Source organism: Pedobacter sp. (assembly GCF_965249885.1).
GTDB lineage: Bacteria > Bacteroidota > Bacteroidia > Sphingobacteriales > Sphingobacteriaceae > Pedobacter.
This window is the reverse complement of sequence record NZ_OZ252254.1, coordinates 119902-139431: the sequence shown is the minus strand read 5'-3', so window position 1 is coordinate 139431 and position 19530 is coordinate 119902. Positions and strand designations below refer to the sequence as shown.

The 19530-nt window shown below is 38.7% G+C and carries 12 protein-coding genes and 1 riboswitch; of the genes, 9 read left to right on the top strand and 3 right to left on the bottom strand.

Annotation, left to right across the window (positions count from 1 at the left end; all coding sequences use genetic code 11):
- Positions 1-132: 132 nt before the first annotated feature.
- Positions 133-243, bottom strand: a riboswitch (SAM riboswitch).
- A gap of 303 nt (positions 244-546) precedes the next feature.
- Positions 547-1356, top strand: coding sequence for a serine O-acetyltransferase EpsC (gene epsC, locus ACY2A0_RS00470; protein WP_461787675.1), 810 nt, complete (start codon positions 547-549; stop codon positions 1354-1356).
- Between the two features lie 90 nt (positions 1357-1446).
- Positions 1447-2319, top strand: coding sequence for a cysteine synthase CysM (cysM, locus tag ACY2A0_RS00465; RefSeq protein ID WP_461787674.1), 873 nt, complete (start codon positions 1447-1449; stop codon positions 2317-2319).
- 66 nt (positions 2320-2385) lie between these two features.
- Here the strand turns inward: cysM and ACY2A0_RS00460 are convergent, their stop codons facing one another.
- Complete coding sequence (locus ACY2A0_RS00460; protein WP_461787673.1) at positions 2386-4161, bottom strand: aminopeptidase P family protein; 1776 nt, start codon at positions 4159-4161, stop codon at positions 2386-2388.
- Between the two features lie 164 nt (positions 4162-4325).
- On the opposite strand from ACY2A0_RS00460, the gene ACY2A0_RS00455 reads away from it, so the two are divergent.
- Positions 4326-5822, top strand: a complete 1497-nt coding sequence (locus tag ACY2A0_RS00455) for an aldehyde dehydrogenase (NADP(+)) (RefSeq protein WP_461787672.1) — start codon at positions 4326-4328, stop codon at positions 5820-5822.
- 50 nt (positions 5823-5872) lie between these two features.
- Here ACY2A0_RS00455 and ACY2A0_RS00450 read toward each other — a convergent pair whose 3' ends face one another.
- The gene (locus ACY2A0_RS00450; protein ID WP_461787671.1) at positions 5873-6322 is read right to left on the bottom strand and encodes a universal stress protein; all 450 of its coding nucleotides are present in this window, start codon (positions 6320-6322) and stop codon (positions 5873-5875) included.
- A 124-nt stretch (positions 6323-6446) separates the two neighbouring features.
- Between ACY2A0_RS00450 and ACY2A0_RS00445 the strand changes: the two genes are divergently transcribed.
- Entirely contained in the window at positions 6447-7226 is a 780-nt protein-coding gene (locus ACY2A0_RS00445) for a C40 family peptidase (RefSeq protein ID WP_461787670.1), read from the top strand.
- Positions 7227-7322: 96 nt separating this feature from the next.
- On the opposite strand, the gene ACY2A0_RS00440 is transcribed toward ACY2A0_RS00445, so the two are convergent.
- Positions 7323-7970, bottom strand: coding sequence for a YceH family protein (locus ACY2A0_RS00440; RefSeq protein ID WP_461787669.1), 648 nt, complete (start codon positions 7968-7970; stop codon positions 7323-7325).
- A gap of 187 nt (positions 7971-8157) precedes the next feature.
- On the opposite strand from ACY2A0_RS00440, the gene ACY2A0_RS00435 reads away from it, so the two are divergent.
- The 5 genes from ACY2A0_RS00435 to ACY2A0_RS00415 all read left to right on the top strand — a co-directional run bounded on the left by ACY2A0_RS00435 (position 8158) and on the right by ACY2A0_RS00415 (position 19360).
- Positions 8158-13920 carry a carboxypeptidase-like regulatory domain-containing protein gene (locus ACY2A0_RS00435; protein WP_461791200.1) on the top strand — a complete coding sequence of 1921 codons (5763 nt, stop codon included), beginning with the start codon at positions 8158-8160 and terminating at the stop codon, positions 13918-13920.
- 243 nt (positions 13921-14163) lie between these two features.
- Positions 14164-15678: a tagaturonate reductase gene (locus ACY2A0_RS00430; RefSeq protein ID WP_461787667.1), complete on the top strand. Its 1515-nt coding sequence runs from the start codon at positions 14164-14166 to the stop codon at positions 15676-15678.
- Positions 15679-17322: a UxaA family hydrolase gene (locus ACY2A0_RS00425; RefSeq protein WP_461787666.1), complete on the top strand. Its 1644-nt coding sequence runs from the start codon at positions 15679-15681 to the stop codon at positions 17320-17322.
- Positions 17323-17378: 56 nt separating this feature from the next.
- Positions 17379-18209 carry a 5-dehydro-4-deoxy-D-glucuronate isomerase gene (gene kduI, locus ACY2A0_RS00420; protein WP_461787665.1) on the top strand — a complete coding sequence of 277 codons (831 nt, stop codon included), beginning with the start codon at positions 17379-17381 and terminating at the stop codon, positions 18207-18209.
- Between the two features lie 323 nt (positions 18210-18532).
- Positions 18533-19360, top strand: a complete 828-nt coding sequence (locus ACY2A0_RS00415) for an SDR family oxidoreductase (RefSeq protein ID WP_461787664.1) — start codon at positions 18533-18535, stop codon at positions 19358-19360.
- Positions 19361-19530: the final 170 nt, after the last annotated feature.

Sequence of the window (19530 nt, the reverse complement as noted above, 5' to 3'; positions counted from 1 at the left end):
GCAAATGCACATACAAATCATCAATTGCATACCAATGCAATTGCCAATTACAAAATTGAAAAGAGGATTTTGGTCTACCTGCTTAGGAAATGTACTGTCTAAAGAAATTGAATTAATTAGTTTCATCTTATTAATTTATATCTCCAAAATGCACCATGCTTTTTGGTCAGGAATTGGCACCTTCTCTTTTTGAGGGTTGCCAGTGGGTCTGTGAGCCTGTCTCTCGCCACTTCTTTATAAATCAATAACCTAAATTGGGTATTGACTTTTATCTGGTTCTCCAAATAATGTTTCAAATGTAAGATGTTTTTTGTTTTGTTGCAAAATAAAATTCTGATAATTTTTTAATTATTTGTTTTTCAGTTGTTTGTGTTTCATGTTTTGCGGTTGGATTCATAAGTGTTTGGATTTGAAGTGCTGATATGTAGGTTATAGTGTAAGATTTGTTAACCAACTAATGGTCAAAAAAGACACTGGAATGTATTTATTCCTTATTGTCGGGAAAATAAAATACTAACTTTGTAGACTAACTATATATTGAACGTTTTGAATACCGATTTTTTAAATAGCATTATACAGCGGCAATATCAACAACAGGTGGTACCATCTAATGAAATGATTGCTAACTGGGCGCAATCCTTGCTTAATTTGATCTTTCCAGAGCGTAGCGCCTCTACAAACCATACGCAGGAGGTGCTTCAAGGTGTATTTTTCGAATTAAAGGAAGAGCTGCAGCATATTTTACGTTCTACTAAAGATTGCCATAACAATAGGGAGAAACTTATTGCCGATTCGTTTTTTGAGGTGTTGCCGGAAGTTTATAGAAAGCTCAATACCGACTTGCTGGCGATTGTGCAAGGTGACCCTGCGGCCAAAAGTGAGTTCGAAATCATCAGATGCTATCCCGGTTTTTTTGCTATTGCGATGTATCGCTTTGCGCATGAACTTTACTTGCTAGATGTGCCTCACATTCCTCGTATCATTACCGAGGCGGCACACTCTTTAACGGGGATTGATATCCATCCGGCAGCAAAAATTGGTGAATATTTGTATATAGACCACGGTACAGGCTTGGTGATTGGAGAAACGACCATCATCGGTAACCATGTGAAACTTTATCAAGGTGTTACTTTGGGTGCTTTAAGTGTTGATAAAAATCAATCCAATACCAAACGACATCCAACTATTGGCAACCACGTTATTATTTATTCGGGGGCTACAATTTTAGGTGGAGATACTTTGATCGGAGATCATAGCATTATTGGTGGAAATGTTTGGTTAACTAAAAGTATACCTGCGGGTTCTACGGTTTACCATCAGGCAGAGGTTACCATCAAAGAAAATAAAAAGGACTGAACAAGCTACGTAGATGCGGATGAAAGAATATGATTGCTTCACAGAATTGGAGCAGGCTGTATCTTGAATAAGAGATAAAAATAGGCAGAAATGAAAACAATTATTGATTGCATAGGAAATACGCCACTAGCGGAAATTAGATATCTGAACACCAACCCGAACGTTAAAATTTACGCTAAGCTGGAGGGCAATAATCCAGGTGGTAGCGTAAAAGATAGGGCAGCTTTGAACATGATCAGAAGTGCTATGGAACGCGGCGAAGTGGATAAAAACACTAAGTTGATTGAAGCCACCAGTGGAAACACCGGAATAGCCCTAGCAATGATTGCTTCTATTTATGGTATTGATATTGAGTTGGTGATGCCAGCCAGTTCAACAAGGGAACGCACCTTGACTATGGAAGCATTTGGTGCAAAGGTTACGTTATTGGAATCTATTGAGGTTTGTAGAGATTATGCGGAGGAAAAGGGAACGCAACCCGGTTATTTCCTATTAAACCAGTTTGCCAATCCAGATAACTATTTGGCACACTACAAAACCACTGGCCCCGAAATTTGGAACGATACTAACGGAGCAATTACACATTTTGTAAGTAGTATGGGTACTACAGGGAGCATTATGGGTAATTCTAGGTATTTAAAGGAGAAAAATCCAGCCATTCAAATTGTTGGATGCCAACCTACGGAAGAGTCGTCCATCCCAGGAATTAGAAGGTGGCCGGCTGCTTATCTTCCCAAGATTTACGAACCGGAACGTGTAGATCGAATTATGGATGTATCTCAGCAAGATGCCACCTTAGCCGCTAGAGCGTTGGCTCGTAAAGAAGGTATTTTTGCAGGAATGAGTAGCGGTGGTGCTTTGCATTGCGCACTGCAATTGGCTAACGAATTAGAAAGTGGATTGATTGTATTTATCACCTGCGATAGGGGCGATAGGTATTTGAGTAGCGACTTGTTCGGTTAAGTACATTACTATTAATTTAAAAGCAAATGCCGATTCATCCAATCGGCATTTGCTTTTTTATAAAGATTAAATCGCTTTGGTCATCTCTTTTAGGAAAGCTTTTTCATCATCGTTCAGTAAAGGACTAACCTTATCATAAACCTGCTGATGGTAGTTGTTTAACCAATTGATATGTGAAGTTTCTAGTAATTCTTTCTTCACTAACGTAGTGTCAATAGGAGCTAGCGTTAGGCTTTCAAATGCATAAAACTCATTGAATTCGTTGCTTTCATCCTTCACTGTTAAAACTAAATTTTCAATACGTATGCCGTGTTTGCCAATGCGGTAAATGCCAGGTTCAATGGAGGTAATGGTGCCTAACTCAACTGGTATTGGCGTAGCCGAAGCATTGAAAATATGCGGTCCTTCGTGTACGTTAAGGTAATAGCCTACGCCGTGGCCTGTACCGTGACCGTAGTTTAAAGCGTAATCCCACATCGGACTTCTTGTAATTGCATCAATTTGATAGCCACAAGTTCCTTTCGGGAAACGAGCTTTACAGCCTTCGATCATCGCTTTAAGCACTAAAGTATAATCTGTACTTTCTTCCTCCGTATTATTTCCCATTGGCATCACTCTAGTAATATCAGTGGTTCCATATTGATATTGACCGCCCGAATCCACTAAAAATAAGCCGTCAGCTTCAATAGCGACATCGCTTTCTGGTGTGGCAGCGTAATGAGGCAAAGCGCCATGAGCTTTATATCCAGCAATGGTGTTAAAGCTTTCGCCAACAAATCCGTCCTGCTCCGCTCTGAAGTTTTTCAACACCTCAGCTGCCGAAAGTTCGGTGATTTCTGTTTTGCCAATATTTTCTTTTACCCATTTAAAAAACTTAGTCATTGCCGCACCGTCTTTAGCCATAGTTTTGCGAGTGTTTGCAATTTCTACTTCGTTTTTAATCGCTTTTAAATAAGTAGATGGGTTGGTTTCGAGGATTTTTTTAACGCCATTTGCCACATGTCTATACATGAAATAGCAATTGCGTTTAGGATCAAGTAAAATGTTGCTTGATGACGGCAAAGCCTGCAAAGCTGAAGCTAAACTATCGTAAGGTAATAGTTCAACACCTTGGTTTTGCAATTTTTGCTGATCTTCCGATGACAGCTTATTTTTATCGATATAAATTTTGACTGCGTCTTCGCTAATTAAAGCAAAGCTCAACACTACCGGGTTGTAGCCAACATCTTGTCCTCTCAAATTAAAAATCCAAGCCATATCATCCAGAGATGACACCAAATGGAAAGCAGCACGTTGTTTAGCTAAAGATTTCCTGATCGCCGCAAGCTTACTCTCTACTGATTGCCCAACTACTTCTTCTGAAAGCAAAAATGCTGGGGCGGCAGGTAAAGCCGGTCTATCTTTCCAAATTTGACCAACGTAATCGCAATGCGAAAAATGGATGTCTTTAAATGCTAGCTGTTGTTCTAATTGTAAGCCCAACAAAACGGATACCGTTTTTTCATCAAAAGCAATTTTACTGCCTTGTGGAAGTTGCTCACCAAGCCATTCAATGTACTCGGGCATGCCCTGAGCTTTTAGTTTTACTAACTCAAAACCACTTCCTTTCAATTGCTCTTCGGCCTGTACGAAATATCTCGAATCAGCCCATAAGCCAGCAAAATTTTGTGTAATTACCACGGTACTTACCGAACCAGTAAACCCGGTAACAAAAGGAATGCTTTTATAAAAATCTGGTAGGTACTCGCTAATATGTGGGTCTGCAGATGGAATGATATAGGCATCTACACCATCATTTTTCATTAATTCACGAATGGCAGCTAACTTCTCTAGATGTGTCATTTTACTTTTAATATGTTAGTGCTTCAAAGTAATGGATTATTTTTCAGTTTTTAATTGCCAATTGTCAGTTTACAGTTAAACAAAAGCGACGAATGAGCAATTAACTGGTTCGAGCATTAACCAACTCGCCAACAATTCCTACCTTTAAATGTTAAGGAATAATTATGCACCAAGATCACACTGTTCAACAAATAGATGAATTGCTTACGCAATCTCAAGCCGCTTTTTATCAATATAAAAACTTATCCTTAAAACAACGAGCTCATTTTCTGCGCACAATAGCCCAAGAAATAGAAGCTTTGGGAGATGAACTGATTCAAACGGCTGCCGAGGAAACTCATTTATCTGAGCAGCGATTGATTGCCGAACGCAGGCGCACTATTTTTCAATTGACAAGCTACGCCGATGCCGCAGAAAGAGGCAATTGGCTCGAAGCCAGGATAGATACTGGCAATCAGTTGAGTTCTCCGCCAAAACCCGATTTGAGAAAGCTATTGGTGCCCTTAGGACCTGTGGTTGTTTTTGGAGCCAGTAATTTTCCTTTCGCCTATTCTACCGCTGGCGGTGATACCGCTTGTGCGTTTGCTGCGGGTTGCCCCGTAATTGTAAAAGCGCATCCAGCGCATGTGAAAACCTCCACTTTAGTAGCTGATGCGATATATGCTGCGGTGAAAAAGTGTGAAATGCCAACGGGAATTTTTGCGCATATTTACGGTAAAGAGTTTGCCGTTGGCGAATATTTGGTGAAACATGATGTGGTAAAAGCAGTTGGTTTCACTGGTTCTTATAGTGGTGGGCGGGCACTTTTTGATCTTGCGGCGCAACGGAAAAATCCAATTCCAGTATTTGCAGAGATGGGAAGTGTAAACCCAGTTTTTTTGTTACCCGATAAAGTAGCAGCAGAAAAGCAATGGATTGCTGAGCAACTTACCAAATCTATTACGCAGGACATGGGGCAGTTTTGTACCAACCCTGGTTTGTTAGTGGGAATCAATAATGATGATTTAGAGGGATGCTTACAAGAACTGGTGGCTGGTGTTGCTAAAATCGATGCTCACCAAATGCTCCATGAAGGCATCGCTAAAAATTTCAAAGAAAATAGATTAAAGGCTTTAGGAGCGGATGATGTAAAATTGCTGTATGAAAGTAAAAGTGGGGCAGATGGTGCTAAAATCACAATAGCTAGCGTGCCAGCTAGATCTTTTTTAGAAAATCAGCAGTTGCACGAGGAGGTTTTTGGGCCTTTTACTTTGGCTATCATCTGTGATAATGAAGAACAATTGCATCAGGTAGCGCATGCTTTGGAAGGGCAGTTGACGACTACATTGATGGCTTCGGACAATGATCTCACTAAGCTGGTTGCATTGCTGAATATTTTGCGAGAGAAGTGCGGTAGGCTAATTTTGAATGGCGTGCCAACTGGCGTTGAGGTAGCACTGGCCATGCAACATGGTGGTCCATTTCCTTCTTGTACAGATAGCCGGTTTACCGCAGTGGGTGCCGATGGAATCAAACGATTTGCCCGTCCAGTAAGTTTTCAAAATTGGAACAATCAATATTTGCCAGATGAACTGAAGGATGAAAATCCATTAAATATCTGGCGTACCGTAAATAATGAACTCACCAAGGAAAAGATTAATAATCCAAACAACGGTAAATAATATGCGTTGGCACTAACCACTAACCACTAACCACTAACCACTAACCAAATCTATATATCAGCCTTATTCGGAACAATTAATACCGGACAGGCAGATTTTCTAGCAACATGTTCAGCCACGCTGCCCATCAAAAAATGGTTCAAACCAGTACGTCCATGCGTACCAAGTACAATCAGGTCGGCATTCCATTCTTCCGATTGCTGCAAAATTCCGTTTGTAGCGGTGTCCATTACTGATAAATAAGTGGTTTTAGTGCCATTACCGTATTTATTTTCTATCTCTTTCAGTAACACGTGGCTATTTTCAACGCTGTTATCGTAAAGTTCAATAATGGCAGGCGTAAAACCAAAATCAGGGTTTGCAATTGGAGGTGCAGGCTCAACAATGTTAAGTAATGCTACTTCCGCTTGGCATAATGAAGCCATGTCGTAGCCAGCTTTGGCGGCTTTTTCTGCACTAGTGCTATTGTCTACGGCGATTAAAATTCTTTGATAATTCATGGCATTTCGTTTTTGTTGTACTAATTTAACAAATCTTGTGTCATAAAGTTTATTGTGTTTTACATGAAATAGATTGATATTTATCACATATTCACTTATTTTTAGCCAATAATTTTAAATTGATATGGAACCATACCACGTTTGTCGTGTAGCCGTTGCACCGTTAAGAAGTGAACCTTCAGACAGGAGCGAAATTGTATCGACCTTGTTATTTGGTGATAGAGTTTTAGTGCTCGAAAAAACGGAGAAATGGTGTTTTATAAAGACTCATCACGACCAATACGAAGGTTGGATGGACCATAAACAACTACAGGAAATTACTTCACTGCAGTATCACGATGAACATAGCTATCAATACGTTACTGCTGTTAATTTCGATAACCGATTAGTGGATGATGCTGGAACAGTTTATTATTTAAGTCCGGGGAGTACTTTGCCGTTTTATCAAGATGGGTATTGCTATTTAGCTGACCATAGTTTTGAGGTAAAAACTACTCCTTTTATTCCAGATGCAGCTGAATTTTACGATCGTGTAGAAGCTACTGCAAAGTTCTTTTTGAATTCGCCTTACCTATGGGGAGGCCGTAGTTTCTTCGGTATAGATTGTTCAGGGTTTACGCAAACCGTTTACAAGCTATGCGGAATTAGCTTAAGGAGAGATGCCTCTCAGCAGGTGGAGCACGGTGAGTTGGTAGATTTCTTGGCTTCGGCAAAGTTGGGCGACCTTGCATTTTTTGATAATGACGAAGGTAAAATTACCCACGTAGGCTTAATGCTAGGAAACGATAAAATTATTCACTCTGCTGGTAAAGTGCGCATCGATCCAATTGATAATCAAGGGATTTTTAATGCAGAGTTAGATAGATATACGCACAAGTTAAGGGTAATTAAACGAGTTGTTTAGCGGCTTTATAACACTTGCGAATTTTTAAACTTCGCAAGTGTTTAAGGAGTATATTTAGGCACGAACAGTCTAAATGCTAAATCTAACGACTAAATATTAATAAAGCTCCTTCATTAGCTTTTCGAAATTCTCTTTCAATTCTGCTAATTCAGTTTCAAGTTTTGCTACCCGTTCTTCCAATTGATGGTTAGATTTACCAACGGTTTCGTATGTGGCATCATCTTCGTCCATTAATTCTACATCACCACTAAACAAGTGCGTGTAGCGCTGTTCTTTCTGTCCTGGGCGCTTTGGCAATTGCTTAACGTAACCTTCGTTGGCAAGTTTCTCCAAAGTCTGGTTTACCTCTTCCAGCGTTTCAAATTCATATAATCGGCCGGAGTTGGTGTTGATTTCTCCAGGTGTTTGTGGGCCACGTAAAAACAGCAGGCACATCACCGCAACTTCTGATGGCAGAAGTGGATAAGCAATTGCAAAATTATGTTTGTATTTGGTAGCTCTGCTAGAGCCGCCTGTTGCTGTAGAAATTAACCCGCTTATTTTTAACGAGTTCAATGCTGCGCCAATGGTTTCCTCATCATAATTTACCACAGGTTTTCTTGATGTTTTTTGATTGCATGCGGCAACTAAGCCGTTCATCGTCATCGGGTAATAATCAGGCGTTGTTTTTGCCTTTTCCATTAAAGAACCCAAAACCCTGATTTGCTCAGCGCTAAGGTGAGGTATTTTTATTTCGTCGTTCATATCAGTATAAGTTGTATTTCAGAATTTATTACACCCCAAAGTGATAATTGAATTTTCTGGATCTTCAACTATCAAATGGCTGTTTTTGTTTATATATAGCCGTTTTTCCAAAGATATAAATTTTATTAACAGTTGTTTTTATGGAAAACAGCTAGCAATTGTATCTTTATCGTAAACCTCATTTTTTATGAAGATAAATCTTATATTTTTCGCTTTTCTCCTCTCATTCATATCACTAAGTTCCACCGCCCAACGTTCACTGAGTACAAGTAACACAAGTGGTAAATACACCTATATCTATCAATTAACAGATAGAGAAATGATAGAAATTGCCAAGCAAGGTAAATCTGCAATTAACGACAGCTATTTGCATCATTTGGTTGATAGCTTTCAAATCTCGAAGAAATATCATGATAATTTACCTTTTGGTAATTACTTATACGCTACTCCGATTAAAAATAGATGGGAGTTCAGTTTGCAGGATAATAAGAATGTAGAGATTGCCTTTGTTAATGATAAAAAGCACTTTCAGTTATATGTTAAAGACCTGAAAGGTAATTTGATTAGCGATGCGTCAGTTTTTTCGGCGAAGGGAAGTAAGTTGAAATACAATCGTAATACACACTTGTACGAAGGAAATTTTGATAGAAAAAATGATTTTTTATATGTTAAGTACGACGGAGTAAGTAATTTCTTTTCTACAGAAGTTCATGAATCTTACAATTACAAAAGAAATTGGAGCTTTGGTAGGAAATTGTTATATGGTTGGCCGATATTTTACACTTGGATGCCGTTTAAGAATTTGTACCGAAAAATTACGCAGCCATCGCAAAATACCTCCAAAGGTTACATAGTGTTTAGCAAACCCAAATATAAGCCGCTAGATACGCTGAAATTCAAAGCTTTCATGGTTGATAAAAATGGCAGAGAAATCAAATTGCCAGACTTGGAAGCGGCACTATTTCATCGTGGTAAAAAGGTAAAATCGCTAGGGATGGTAAAGCCTTATCGTAATGGCGCATATGCGCATAGCTTTGTATTGGCTGACTCGCTTGATTTAGACCTTGATGATAAATATCAAGTTAGGCTTTTACAGCCGGGAAAAAATCCGAATGATCAAAAATATCTGATCCAAGGGCAATTTGAATATGAAGAATACGAACTTAAAAGCATAAATTTTAATATCAGGGCTAATCAAACTGAATATTACAGGCAGGACTCGGTGATTGTTTTCATGAAAGCTACCGATGAAAATGAGCTTACAGTGCCCGATGGAAGGGTGCAATTATCGGTAGTTACTTCTAATGTTAAACTTTACAATGAGCATAAATTATTTGTGCCAGATACCTTGTGGAAAAAGGAATTGGTTTTAGAGCCCACAGGAGAAACCAAGTTGACGCTCCCAAAACAGATCTTCCCTAAAGCGAATTTGGATGTGACAGTACACGCTGATTTTTTAAATAGCAATAATGAGAGTCATAGTAATAGCGTAAGCCTAAAGTATTTAGATGAAGAAGAAGATCGAATTAAAGTACTCTGGAAAGCAGATAGCTTGCATTTCACCTTAGCTAAAGATGGCAGCTTGGCAAATTTCCCGATTGCGTTGAAATGGTATACTGTTGATGATGAGCTGATTGACTCTGTTATAATTAATACTGGCAAAGTTAAAGCCGACTATCGTGCTGACTCTTATGAAATCGAAAGAAGTGGAAAAACGCAAGTATATTATTTAAGTGATAGTAATCCCCAATTGTCTATCACTGCTTTACACACTAAAAACTTGGCAAATGTTAAAGTTGTTAATGAGCACTACATTCCGTTTTGGTACACGCTCTTTTCTGGAAATAAGGTAATTGCAAAAGGATACACTACCCGTTTAGACACCTCCTTTAAACACCATCCATCTAAAGCGATACAGGCAAGTATCAGCTATTTCTGGGATGGAAAAGAGAGAACTTCGCAAGGAAGTTTTTTCTATAATCCAAACGAGCTGAATGTGAAATTGGTTGCGCCAGATGCGGTATATCCCGGACAAAAAGTAAACATGGTAATTAACGTAACAGATAACGATAATTTGCCTGTGCCTGACGTGGATTTAACGGCTTATGCGCAAACTGCAAAATTTGGTGCTATCAAACAACCGTTTTTGCCGAAGTTCACTAAAACCTATTATAGTCGAAAACTAAAGGAAATGATAGAGGCTGATGAATTGTCGGCAACTGGTAGTTTTAAATTGTCGTGGCTTAAATGGTCTAAATCTTTGGGACTTGATACGATTGAATATTATAAGTTTACCAACCACGATAGTTTGTACATCATCACAGAAAACGCAGCTAAAGGTGTTACTCAATTTGTCCCATTTGTGGTTGATAATGGTGAAATTGATCCAGTGAATGTAATCTATGTGGATAATGTTCCTGTATTTTTCAGCAAGGTAAATCAATTGAGTAGCTATGCTTTTGAAATTACGCCAGGTACACATAAAATAACGTTGCGTACTGCGTCTAGGAAGGCAATAGTGAGGGAATTAACTTTTGTAAATGGCAAGCGTACCATTTTTAGTATAGCTTCAAATTTGGCTAATAAAAAAGCTGAGGTGACTTTAGAAAGAACCGAATTAAGTGATGCCGAAGCATCTAACTTGGATAGGTATATGATTAAAGTGGCTAACAGTAGCAATCCGTATGACAAAACGCTCATTAAAACTGATGACAATATGGTTTTGGTAAATCCACCTAATACATTTACAGGTGAATTGCTACTTGGGCCATTCAAAGAAAACCTGTTAACTTACCAAACTGAAGATTTTTCACATCATTTTATTAGAGAAAGCGGTTATACCTATACCTTTTTACCTGGTTTAGTAAAGCAAAAATCTTTTAAAAGTAACTACGCTTTCAATAAATTGCTTTCCTCGGCTCCAGCTTTGGGCAACACTAATTATTTACAGCAACTATTGCGCAAATCAGAGATTGATAGCATTTGGAATGATTATTTGGACCTTAGGAGCTATACTACGACTTTGTTCCAAAATGAGCCGGCAACTGGCGAGGACATTGGTAAACTTGTGATAAAGCTTTCCGATAGCCTAATCAAGCTTCCGTATCTCAAAAATTTAGTGATTTATCAACCAGAGCGTCCAAGCTTTATGCATATTTACCCAGGTCGGGATATCAGATATTTTACCTTGGAGGAAGGGAACTATAAATTGATGTTTTTGCTAAAAGACAATTCGTATTATTTGGTAAATGATTTGAAGGTGAAGAAAAACGGTATCAATTACTACGAGTGGAACGACTTGAAGCGCCTACCTGCTGATAGTAAAAGTTTAGAATTGGACCAATACATCAAATCTCTAAAACGAGAAAATAATAAGCTGTCGAGTAAAATTTTAGAGACCTTCAATAACGAATATCAGGACTATGCTAGTTTTAAAAACCCAATTAGAGGTAGGGTTTTAGCTAAAAGCGATAAGACCGCAATTCCGGGCGCCACTGTTAAAATTGTAGGTTCTACTGTAGCAGCTTTTACAGATGCAGAAGGATACTTTCATCTTGATGCACCAAATAAAGGTAAATTGCTAGTACAATTTATAGGTTTTGAATCAACAAAATTGTCCATTAAAAGTGGAGATTTAGGGGATATTTATCTGAAAGAAAGTGCTAACGCTCTTAATGAAATCGTTGTAGTGGGATACGGTACGGTATCAAGACAGTCGCTTACGGGTAGCGTTAGTAGGATCGAGATGGAGCAAGTGTTAGCTGGAAAAGTGGCGGGTGTAAGCGTATCGGGTTTGCAGAATCAACTTATTAGGATAAGAGGCAACAGCAGCATCAGCGCTAATGAGTTGCCTTTGATAATTGTTGATGGCGTCCCTTATAGTGGAGATCTTGCTAGTTTAAATAAGGATGACTTAACAGATGTCGTTGTATTAAAGGATGCTAGTGCAACAGCTATTTACGGCGCTAGAGCTGCTAATGGAGTAATTATCATTAAAAGTAAAAAAGGAAACAGCGCTTTGAACGAAAAAGGCGAATTGGTAGCGCAGCAACAAACCATGCGAACTAATTTTTCTGATGAAGGTTTTTGGAAACCTCAACTTACAACTAATACTGAAGGTAACGCAGCTTTTTCGGTTAAATTTCCAGATGACATTACCAGTTGGAACGCCAGCGTATTGGCCATGAACGGTAAGAAGCAAAGCGGAAGTACTACGTTAAAGATAAAATCATTCAAAACATTAAGTGCTAATTTGACGACGCCTCAGTTTGCAGTATGGGGAGATAGCCTCAATATTATAGGTAAGCTTTTGAATTACGCCCCAATAGAAGAAAAAATACAGCGTAGTATGATGGTAAATGGTGTACAGCGCTTAAATAGCGAGGTGGTTGTTAAAAATTCTCTGATTGATACCGTTCCGGTTAAAGTGAATAGCAAAGACAGTTTGAGCTTTCAATATACCTTAAATCAGAGCAACGGCTATTTTGATGGTGAAATCAGGAAAATTCCAGTAATTGAAAAAGGAGTAAAAGAAACCAAAGGCTATTTTAATGCATTACTGGCCGATACTTCTTTAACTTATAATTTTGACCGTGGATTAGGTAAGGTGAATTTACGTGCTGAAACTTCACTTTTTCCAGTATTGATGGATGAAATTGAGCAACTACGCAATTACGAGTATCTATGCAACGAGCAAATGGCTTCCAAACTGAAGGCATTGTTGCTAGAAAAGCAGTTGAAAGGTTATTTGAAGCAAACGTTCAGTAGAGAGAAAGAAATCCGAAGCTTAATTAAGAAGTTAGAAGATACGAAGAAAAATCAGCAAACCTGGGGATGGTGGAAAGACAGTCCGGAAGAAATTTGGATAAGTTTGCATGTGGTTGAAGCGTTGCTGATGGCAGAGCAGGACGGTTTTAAAGTAGCACTAAATAAGAACTGGCTTCAAGATTATCTGCGCAAGCAAATGGTAGAAAAACAAGACTACAGCAAATTAAAGGTGGTTGAATTGATTTACTTACTAAACAGTAAAACTGAAATCAAAGACTGGCTTAAATTGATAGAGAACAATAAAAATGCAAAGCCAGCACTTTACGATAGGCTGAAATTGATGCAGCTAAAGCAGCTAGCTGGACTGAAAATTAATATAGACAGTTTGTTGGAAATCAAAAAGCAAACCATGTTTGGAAATATTTATTGGGGGCAAAACAACGGTTTTTGGGATAACCACATTCAAAACACTTTGCTGGCCTATCAAATTTTAAAAACATCTGGCAAGCATGAATTGGAACTTCGAAAAATCATCAACTATTTTTTAGAACAACGTAAAGATGGAAAATGGCGAAATACCTATGAATCATCGCTGATTTTACAAACGGTGCTACCATATTTGTTGAAAAACTCAACTGCGGCCAAGCCAACACAACTTACGGTAAATGGCAACGAGGTAAAATCATTTCCTTATCAGTTAGAAACAAATGATACCAAGTTTAGCATAAATAAAACAGGAGAAATGCCGGTATATTTAACGGCTTATCAGCAATTTCAAAATAGCAATCCGCAAAAAGTAGATAAGGATTTTAAAGTAAGTACTAGTTTGTTGCAAAACGGTATTTCGACTAACGTTCTGAAAGCCGGAACAGCAACTAAATTAAAAGTTAGTGTAGAGGTAAAAGCTGATGCAGATTATGTGATGATTGAAGTACCAATTCCAGCTGGCTGTTCTTATCAATCAAAAGAAACGGCTTATTGGGGAATTGAAACACACCGCGAATATTTCAAGGAGAAAACCGCTATTTTCTGCACAAAATTGAAACAGGGCAAGTATGAATTCGAGATCAATTTAATGCCTCGCTATAGCGGTAGTTACAATTTAAATCCGGCAAAAGCAGAGCTGATGTACTTTCCAGTCTTTTTTGGTAGAGAAGCAATTAAAACAGTTAACATTAAATAATCAGCTTACCACTTCGATACCAATGATTCAAATTCATAAAATTCGCATAAAATACTTAGCCGAGATGATTGTATTTTAAAACTGAATTATTGCCCTACGTTATCGGGAACGATTGCGCAAATATTTGCACCAAAATCAGGGTTTTACTAGCATAAATTATGTAGAATTGTTTCGACCAAATGCTAGTAAAGGTGCTTTTTCTCTTTATTAGCTTAACATTAACTTGAATAGCAGCATAAAGAGATGATTTTATCAAAGGATAATTTGAAGTTCATTGCCACCGAAAATGTGGTAGTTCCCAATTCGGATATCTTCCTATTGCCAGAGAAGGTTTTGCAGTTTGGAACTGGCGTTTTATTACGTGGATTACCAGATTATTTCATCGATAAAGCTAATCGTCAAGGTGTTTTTAATGGTCGTGTGGTAGTGGTTAAATCAACAGGCGGTAATACTGCAGAGTTTGATCAACAAGATTCGCTGTATACCCTTTGCGTACGTGGGATAGAAAACGGCGTTCCCGTAACTGAAAATATAATTTCCTCTGCAATCAGTAGGGTAGTTGCCGCTGAGAAAGACTGGCAGTCTATATTAGATATTGCTACTTCTAACGATTTGCAAGTGGTGGTTTCAAATACTACCGAAGTTGGAATCCAATATGTAGAAGAATCTATTCAAGCTAATCCACCGGCATCTTTCCCTGCCAAATTGTTAGCAGTTTTATACCAACGTTATCAAGCTTTTAATGGCGATGTTAGCAAGGGATTAGTGATCGTTGCTACCGAATTAATTCCAGATAATGGGACTAAGTTAGCACAGATTGTTTCAAAACTAGCGCAACATAATCAACTTGATGCAGCATTTATATCATGGTTAGCAGAAGCAAATACTTTTTGCAACTCTTTAGTAGATAGAATTGTGCCGGGAAAACCTGATGACGCTACAACGAATGCATTGCAAGCTGAATTGGGTTATCAAGATACATTACTGTCGATGACCGAGCCTTACCGTCTTTGGGCGATTGAAGGTGGTAAAAAAGTGGCTGATGTGCTTTCCTTCGCAAAGGTAGATGAAGGTGTAGTTATTGCCGAAGACATTGAAATTTATAGGGAGTTAAAAGTGCGTTTATTAAATGGTACGCATACCTTAAGTTCTGGAATTGCATTTTTATTAGGTATTGAAACGGTTAAGGATGCCATGAACAATGAGCTAATGAGCAGCTACATTGAAACATTAATGGCTACAGAAATTGGCCCTGCTATTCCGTATGAGGTGAGCAAGGAACAAACCGACGCTTTTGCTAATACCGTGAAAGATCGATTTGCCAATCCAACTATTGAGCATTTCTGGACCAGCATTGCTTTTCAGTACACCATGAAAATGAAAATCAGGATTGTTCCTTTATTAACGAATTATTATAAAATATTTAACCAAGTTCCAGCGCATATCGCTTTAGGCTTCGCTGCTTACTTGGCCTTTTCTCGTCCACAGAGAAAAGAAAACGATCTATATTTTGGTTTGGATAACGGTGCGAGTTATCGGTTAAACGATGACTCTGCACCTTATTTATTTGAAAAATATAGTGCATTTAAAGACGATTTTGTTGAAGAAGTATTAGCCGATAAAAACATTTGGGGCGTAGATTTGACGCAATTGACTGGCTTTATTGCCGAAGTGAAAGGCCTATATTTGGACTTAGTTTCCCAAGGCATCACGCTAGTTTTGTCAAACACAATGTCGGCGCAGCTTAAAACCATATAAATGAACCAACAAGTTTTAAAAGTACATCCAAAAGATAATGTTTTAGTTGCCTTAACTAATCTAAAAGCAGGTCAAATTGTAGGTTTTCAGGGGGTAAACTATCACTTAGTTGATGATGTAGACGCAAAGCACAAGTTTTATACACAAGACATGCAAGCTGGCGACGAGGTATACATGTACGGTACCTTGGTGGGTAAAATTCAGTTTCCAGTAAAGCTAGGCACCAGAATGACCACCGACAATTTGAAGCATGCAGCTGCACCTTACGAATATCGTCCGTATCATTATGAGTGGCATGCGCCAGATGTTTCTAAGTTTGAGGGTAGAACCTTTAATGGTTATCACCGTAATGACGGGAAAGTAGGAACGGCCAATTATTGGTTGTTTATTCCCACGGTTTTTTGTGAAAATAGAAATCTTGATGTAATTAAGGAAGCCTTGCACAATGAGCTAGGTTATGCAGTTACAGCTAAATATAAAGATTATACCAGGCATTTAGTAGAAGCCTATAAAAATGGCACCGATGTTACAGCTTTAGAAGCTCCTTTGTCTTTTGGACAGGGAACTGGTGAACGTTTGTTCAAAAATATCGATGGTATCAAGTTTTTAAACCATCAAGGTGGCTGTGGTGGTATCAGGCAAGATGCGGCAGTACTAAGTAAGTTGTTAGCAGCCTATGCAGATCATCCAAACGTAGCGGGAGTTACAGTATTAAGTTTGGGCTGTCAAAATTTGCAAGTGCATGATTTCACTGCCGATTTAAAAGAACGCAACTCTAATTTTGATAAACCGCTATTTATTTTCGAACAGCAGCAATCGCAAAGCGAAGAAAATATGATTGCCCTAGCCATCAAAAAAACTTTTGAAGGGTTGGTTGAGGCTAATAAAATTGAAAGAGCTCCAGCACCTTTAAGCAAGTTGAATTTAGGTGTAAAGTGTGGTGGCAGCGACGGATTTAGTGGTATCTCGGCTAATCCAGCGGTTGGCTACTGCTCTGATTTATTGGTAGCTTTAGGTGGCACAGTATTGCTCGCTGAATTCCCTGAGCTTTGTGGTGCCGAGCAAAACATGATCGACAGGACAATTGAAGAGCAATCAGCCCGTAAGTTCATGCGTTTAATGGGCGCTTACAGTCAGGCGGCCGAAAATGCTGGTTCTGGATTTCACATGAATCCATCTCCGGGAAACATCAAAGATGGATTGATTACAGATGCCATCAAAAGTAATGGCGCTGCCAAAAAAGGCGGTACATCGCCAATTGTAGATGTGTTAGATTATACTGAACCTTCGGTAAAACCTGGGTTAAATTTAGTTTGTACACCGGGTAACGATGTAGAAGCAACTACGGGTAAAGCTGCAAGTGGCGCTACTTTGATTTTATTCACTACCGGATTGGGCACACCAACCGGAAATCCCGTTTGTCCGGTAATTAAAGTGGCCACAAATAATGCTTTAACCAAACGCATGGGCGATATCATTGATATCAATACCGGTCCTGTGATTGAGGGAGAGAAAACCATTGAGGAAATGGGAGAGGATATTTTGGAATACTGTATCAAAGCGGCTAGCGGCGAAGTAATTCCAAAAGCAGTGCTGTTAAATCAGGATGATTTTATTCCTTGGAAACGAGGTGTATCTTTATAGCCAAACCTTGGCTTTTGAGGAATAAACCACCTCAAGTAGCTAACAAAATATAGAAAATGAAACAAATACAAGCAGTACACTCAGAAGATTTCAAGAGTTACGACACCGAAAAAATCCGTGAAAGGTTTTTGTTGGACGACTTGAAAGCGAAAGACAAAGCAAATTTTGTCTACTCACACTACGATAGGATGATCACTGGATTAATCACTCCGGTAAACAGCGTAGTGGATTTAGGTAATTACGATATTTTACGTGCCGAGTATTTTTTGGAAAGAAGAGAACTTGGCGTAATCAATGTAGGTGGCGCAGGAACCATTGTTGCCGACGGCACTAGCTACGATTTAAATAAGAAAGACTGCCTATATTTAGGTAAAGGTGTTAAGGAGGTGGAATTTAGCAGTAAAGATAGCGGTAATCCTGCTGTTTTTTATGCGTTATCTGCTCCTGCACACCAAAGCTATCCAACTACATTTGCTAGTCACAAAGATGTTTTCTCGGCTGATTTAGGTGCTTTGGAAACTGCAAACCAGCGCACCATTTCTCGTTATATCCACAAAGATGGGATTCAAAGCTGTCAGTTGGTAATGGGACTAACTTCGCTAGCCACAGGTTCTATTTGGAATACGATCCCTCCTCATACACACGACAGAAGGATGGAAGTTTATTTCTATTTCGACGTAGAGGAAGATCAAAGAGTAATTCATTTTATGGGACAGCCACAACAAACGCGTCACATTGTAATGGGCAACCACGAAGCGGTTTTATCGCCGTCATGGAGCATTCACTCTGGAGCTGGAACCAAAAATTACAGCTTCATTTGGGGTATGGCTGGCGAAAATTTGGATTATGCTGATATGGACACATTTTCAGTAGCAGAATTGAGATAATATTTACTTTCCTGGTGCGTCATTGCGAGGAACAGGCTGTCCCTATTTTTCGCGAAAGCAATAGTAATGCGATTAGGATAATAGTTAATTAACCACCAAGACACAAAGAAAGACTTACGAAGTTTCAAAAACTTCGTAAGTCTAAGTGGTTTAAAGCCATAACGTAACCTTTGTGCTAAAATGAAACAATATAATAGTTAATCACCATAAGGATATAAAGAACAAAGTAATTATGAGACTTACGAAGTTTCAAAAACTTCGTAAGTCTAACTGGTTTAAAGCCATAATATAATCTTTGTGTACTTCGTGCCTTTGTGGTAAAAATGAATAATAAATTGGAACAATCATTTTCATTAAAAGATAAAGTAATCGTTGTAACAGGCGGTACAGGAATTTTAGGCAAAGCATTTATTGATGCTATCGTAGAAGCAGGCGGTGCAGTAGGAATTTTAGGTAGAAATGAGAAAGTAGCTAACGAACGTGCTGACGAAATCAATAAAAATGGTGGTAAAGCAATTGCATTAATTGCAGACGCCATGAACGAAGAGCAATTAGTTGCTGCTCGCGAAAAAATTATAGCCGAATTTGGTAAAGTAGATGGTTTAGTGAATGCCGCAGGTGGTAACATGCCTGATGGGGTTTTGCAACCAGAGGATAACATTTTTGAGATGAAAATGGACGGCATGAAGACAGTGTTAGACCTGAATTTGTGGGGTACATTAATTCCTACTCAAGTGTTTGGTAAAGCCATTGCCGATACTGGAAAGGGAAGTATTGTCAACATATCTTCAATGAATTCAAAAAGGGCAATTACTAAAGTGCTTGGTTATAACATGGGTAAAGCTGCGGTTGATTGCTATACACAATGGTTTGCAGTAGAATTGGCTAATCGTTATGGTGATAAAATCAGAATGAATGCACTTGCCCCAGGATTCTTTTTAACCGAACAAAATAGAAATTTATTAACCACACCCGATGGTGGCTACACACCTAGAGGTGGGGCGGTGATCAATCAAACTCCTTTTAAACGTTTTGGTAATCCAGATGAATTGAAAGGCGCTTTAGTTTGGTTATTAAGTGATGCATCAAAGTTTGTAACTGGTGCAATGATTTGCGTAGATGGAGGCTTCTCTGTTTTTGGAGGAGTGTAAAATGCATCCACAGCCTTTCCAAAGGAACGGCGTAAACATGGTGTATAAAGCAAACTAACAAAAAAGCAATACCATGCCAAAACGCTTTTCTCTCCCTTTGGGGAGAGATGCGTAAAAGGCAGAGAGGGGCTTAAAAATAACGTCATGCTGAATTTTTTTCAGCATCAGTT

Bases quoted from the DNA above. Each gene is read 5' to 3' on its own strand.
- cysM (WP_461787674.1), top strand. From the start codon at position 1,447: ATGAAAACAATTATTGATTGCATAGGAAATACGCCACTAGCGGAAATT.
- ACY2A0_RS00460 (WP_461787673.1), bottom strand. From the start codon at position 4,161: ATGACACATCTAGAGAAGTTAGCTGCCATTCGTGAATTAATGAAAAAT.
- ACY2A0_RS00455 (WP_461787672.1), top strand. From the start codon at position 4,326: ATGCACCAAGATCACACTGTTCAACAAATAGATGAATTGCTTACGCAA.
- ACY2A0_RS00450 (WP_461787671.1), bottom strand. From the start codon at position 6,322: ATGAATTATCAAAGAATTTTAATCGCCGTAGACAATAGCACTAGTGCA.
- ACY2A0_RS00445 (WP_461787670.1), top strand. From the start codon at position 6,447: ATGGAACCATACCACGTTTGTCGTGTAGCCGTTGCACCGTTAAGAAGT.
- ACY2A0_RS00440 (WP_461787669.1), bottom strand. From the start codon at position 7,970: ATGAACGACGAAATAAAAATACCTCACCTTAGCGCTGAGCAAATCAGG.
- ACY2A0_RS00435 (WP_461791200.1), top strand. From the start codon at position 8,158: ATGAAGATAAATCTTATATTTTTCGCTTTTCTCCTCTCATTCATATCA.
- ACY2A0_RS00430 (WP_461787667.1), top strand. From the start codon at position 14,164: ATGATTTTATCAAAGGATAATTTGAAGTTCATTGCCACCGAAAATGTG.
- ACY2A0_RS00425 (WP_461787666.1), top strand. From the start codon at position 15,679: ATGAACCAACAAGTTTTAAAAGTACATCCAAAAGATAATGTTTTAGTT.
- kduI (WP_461787665.1), top strand. From the start codon at position 17,379: ATGAAACAAATACAAGCAGTACACTCAGAAGATTTCAAGAGTTACGAC.
- ACY2A0_RS00415 (WP_461787664.1), top strand. From the start codon at position 18,533: ATGAATAATAAATTGGAACAATCATTTTCATTAAAAGATAAAGTAATC.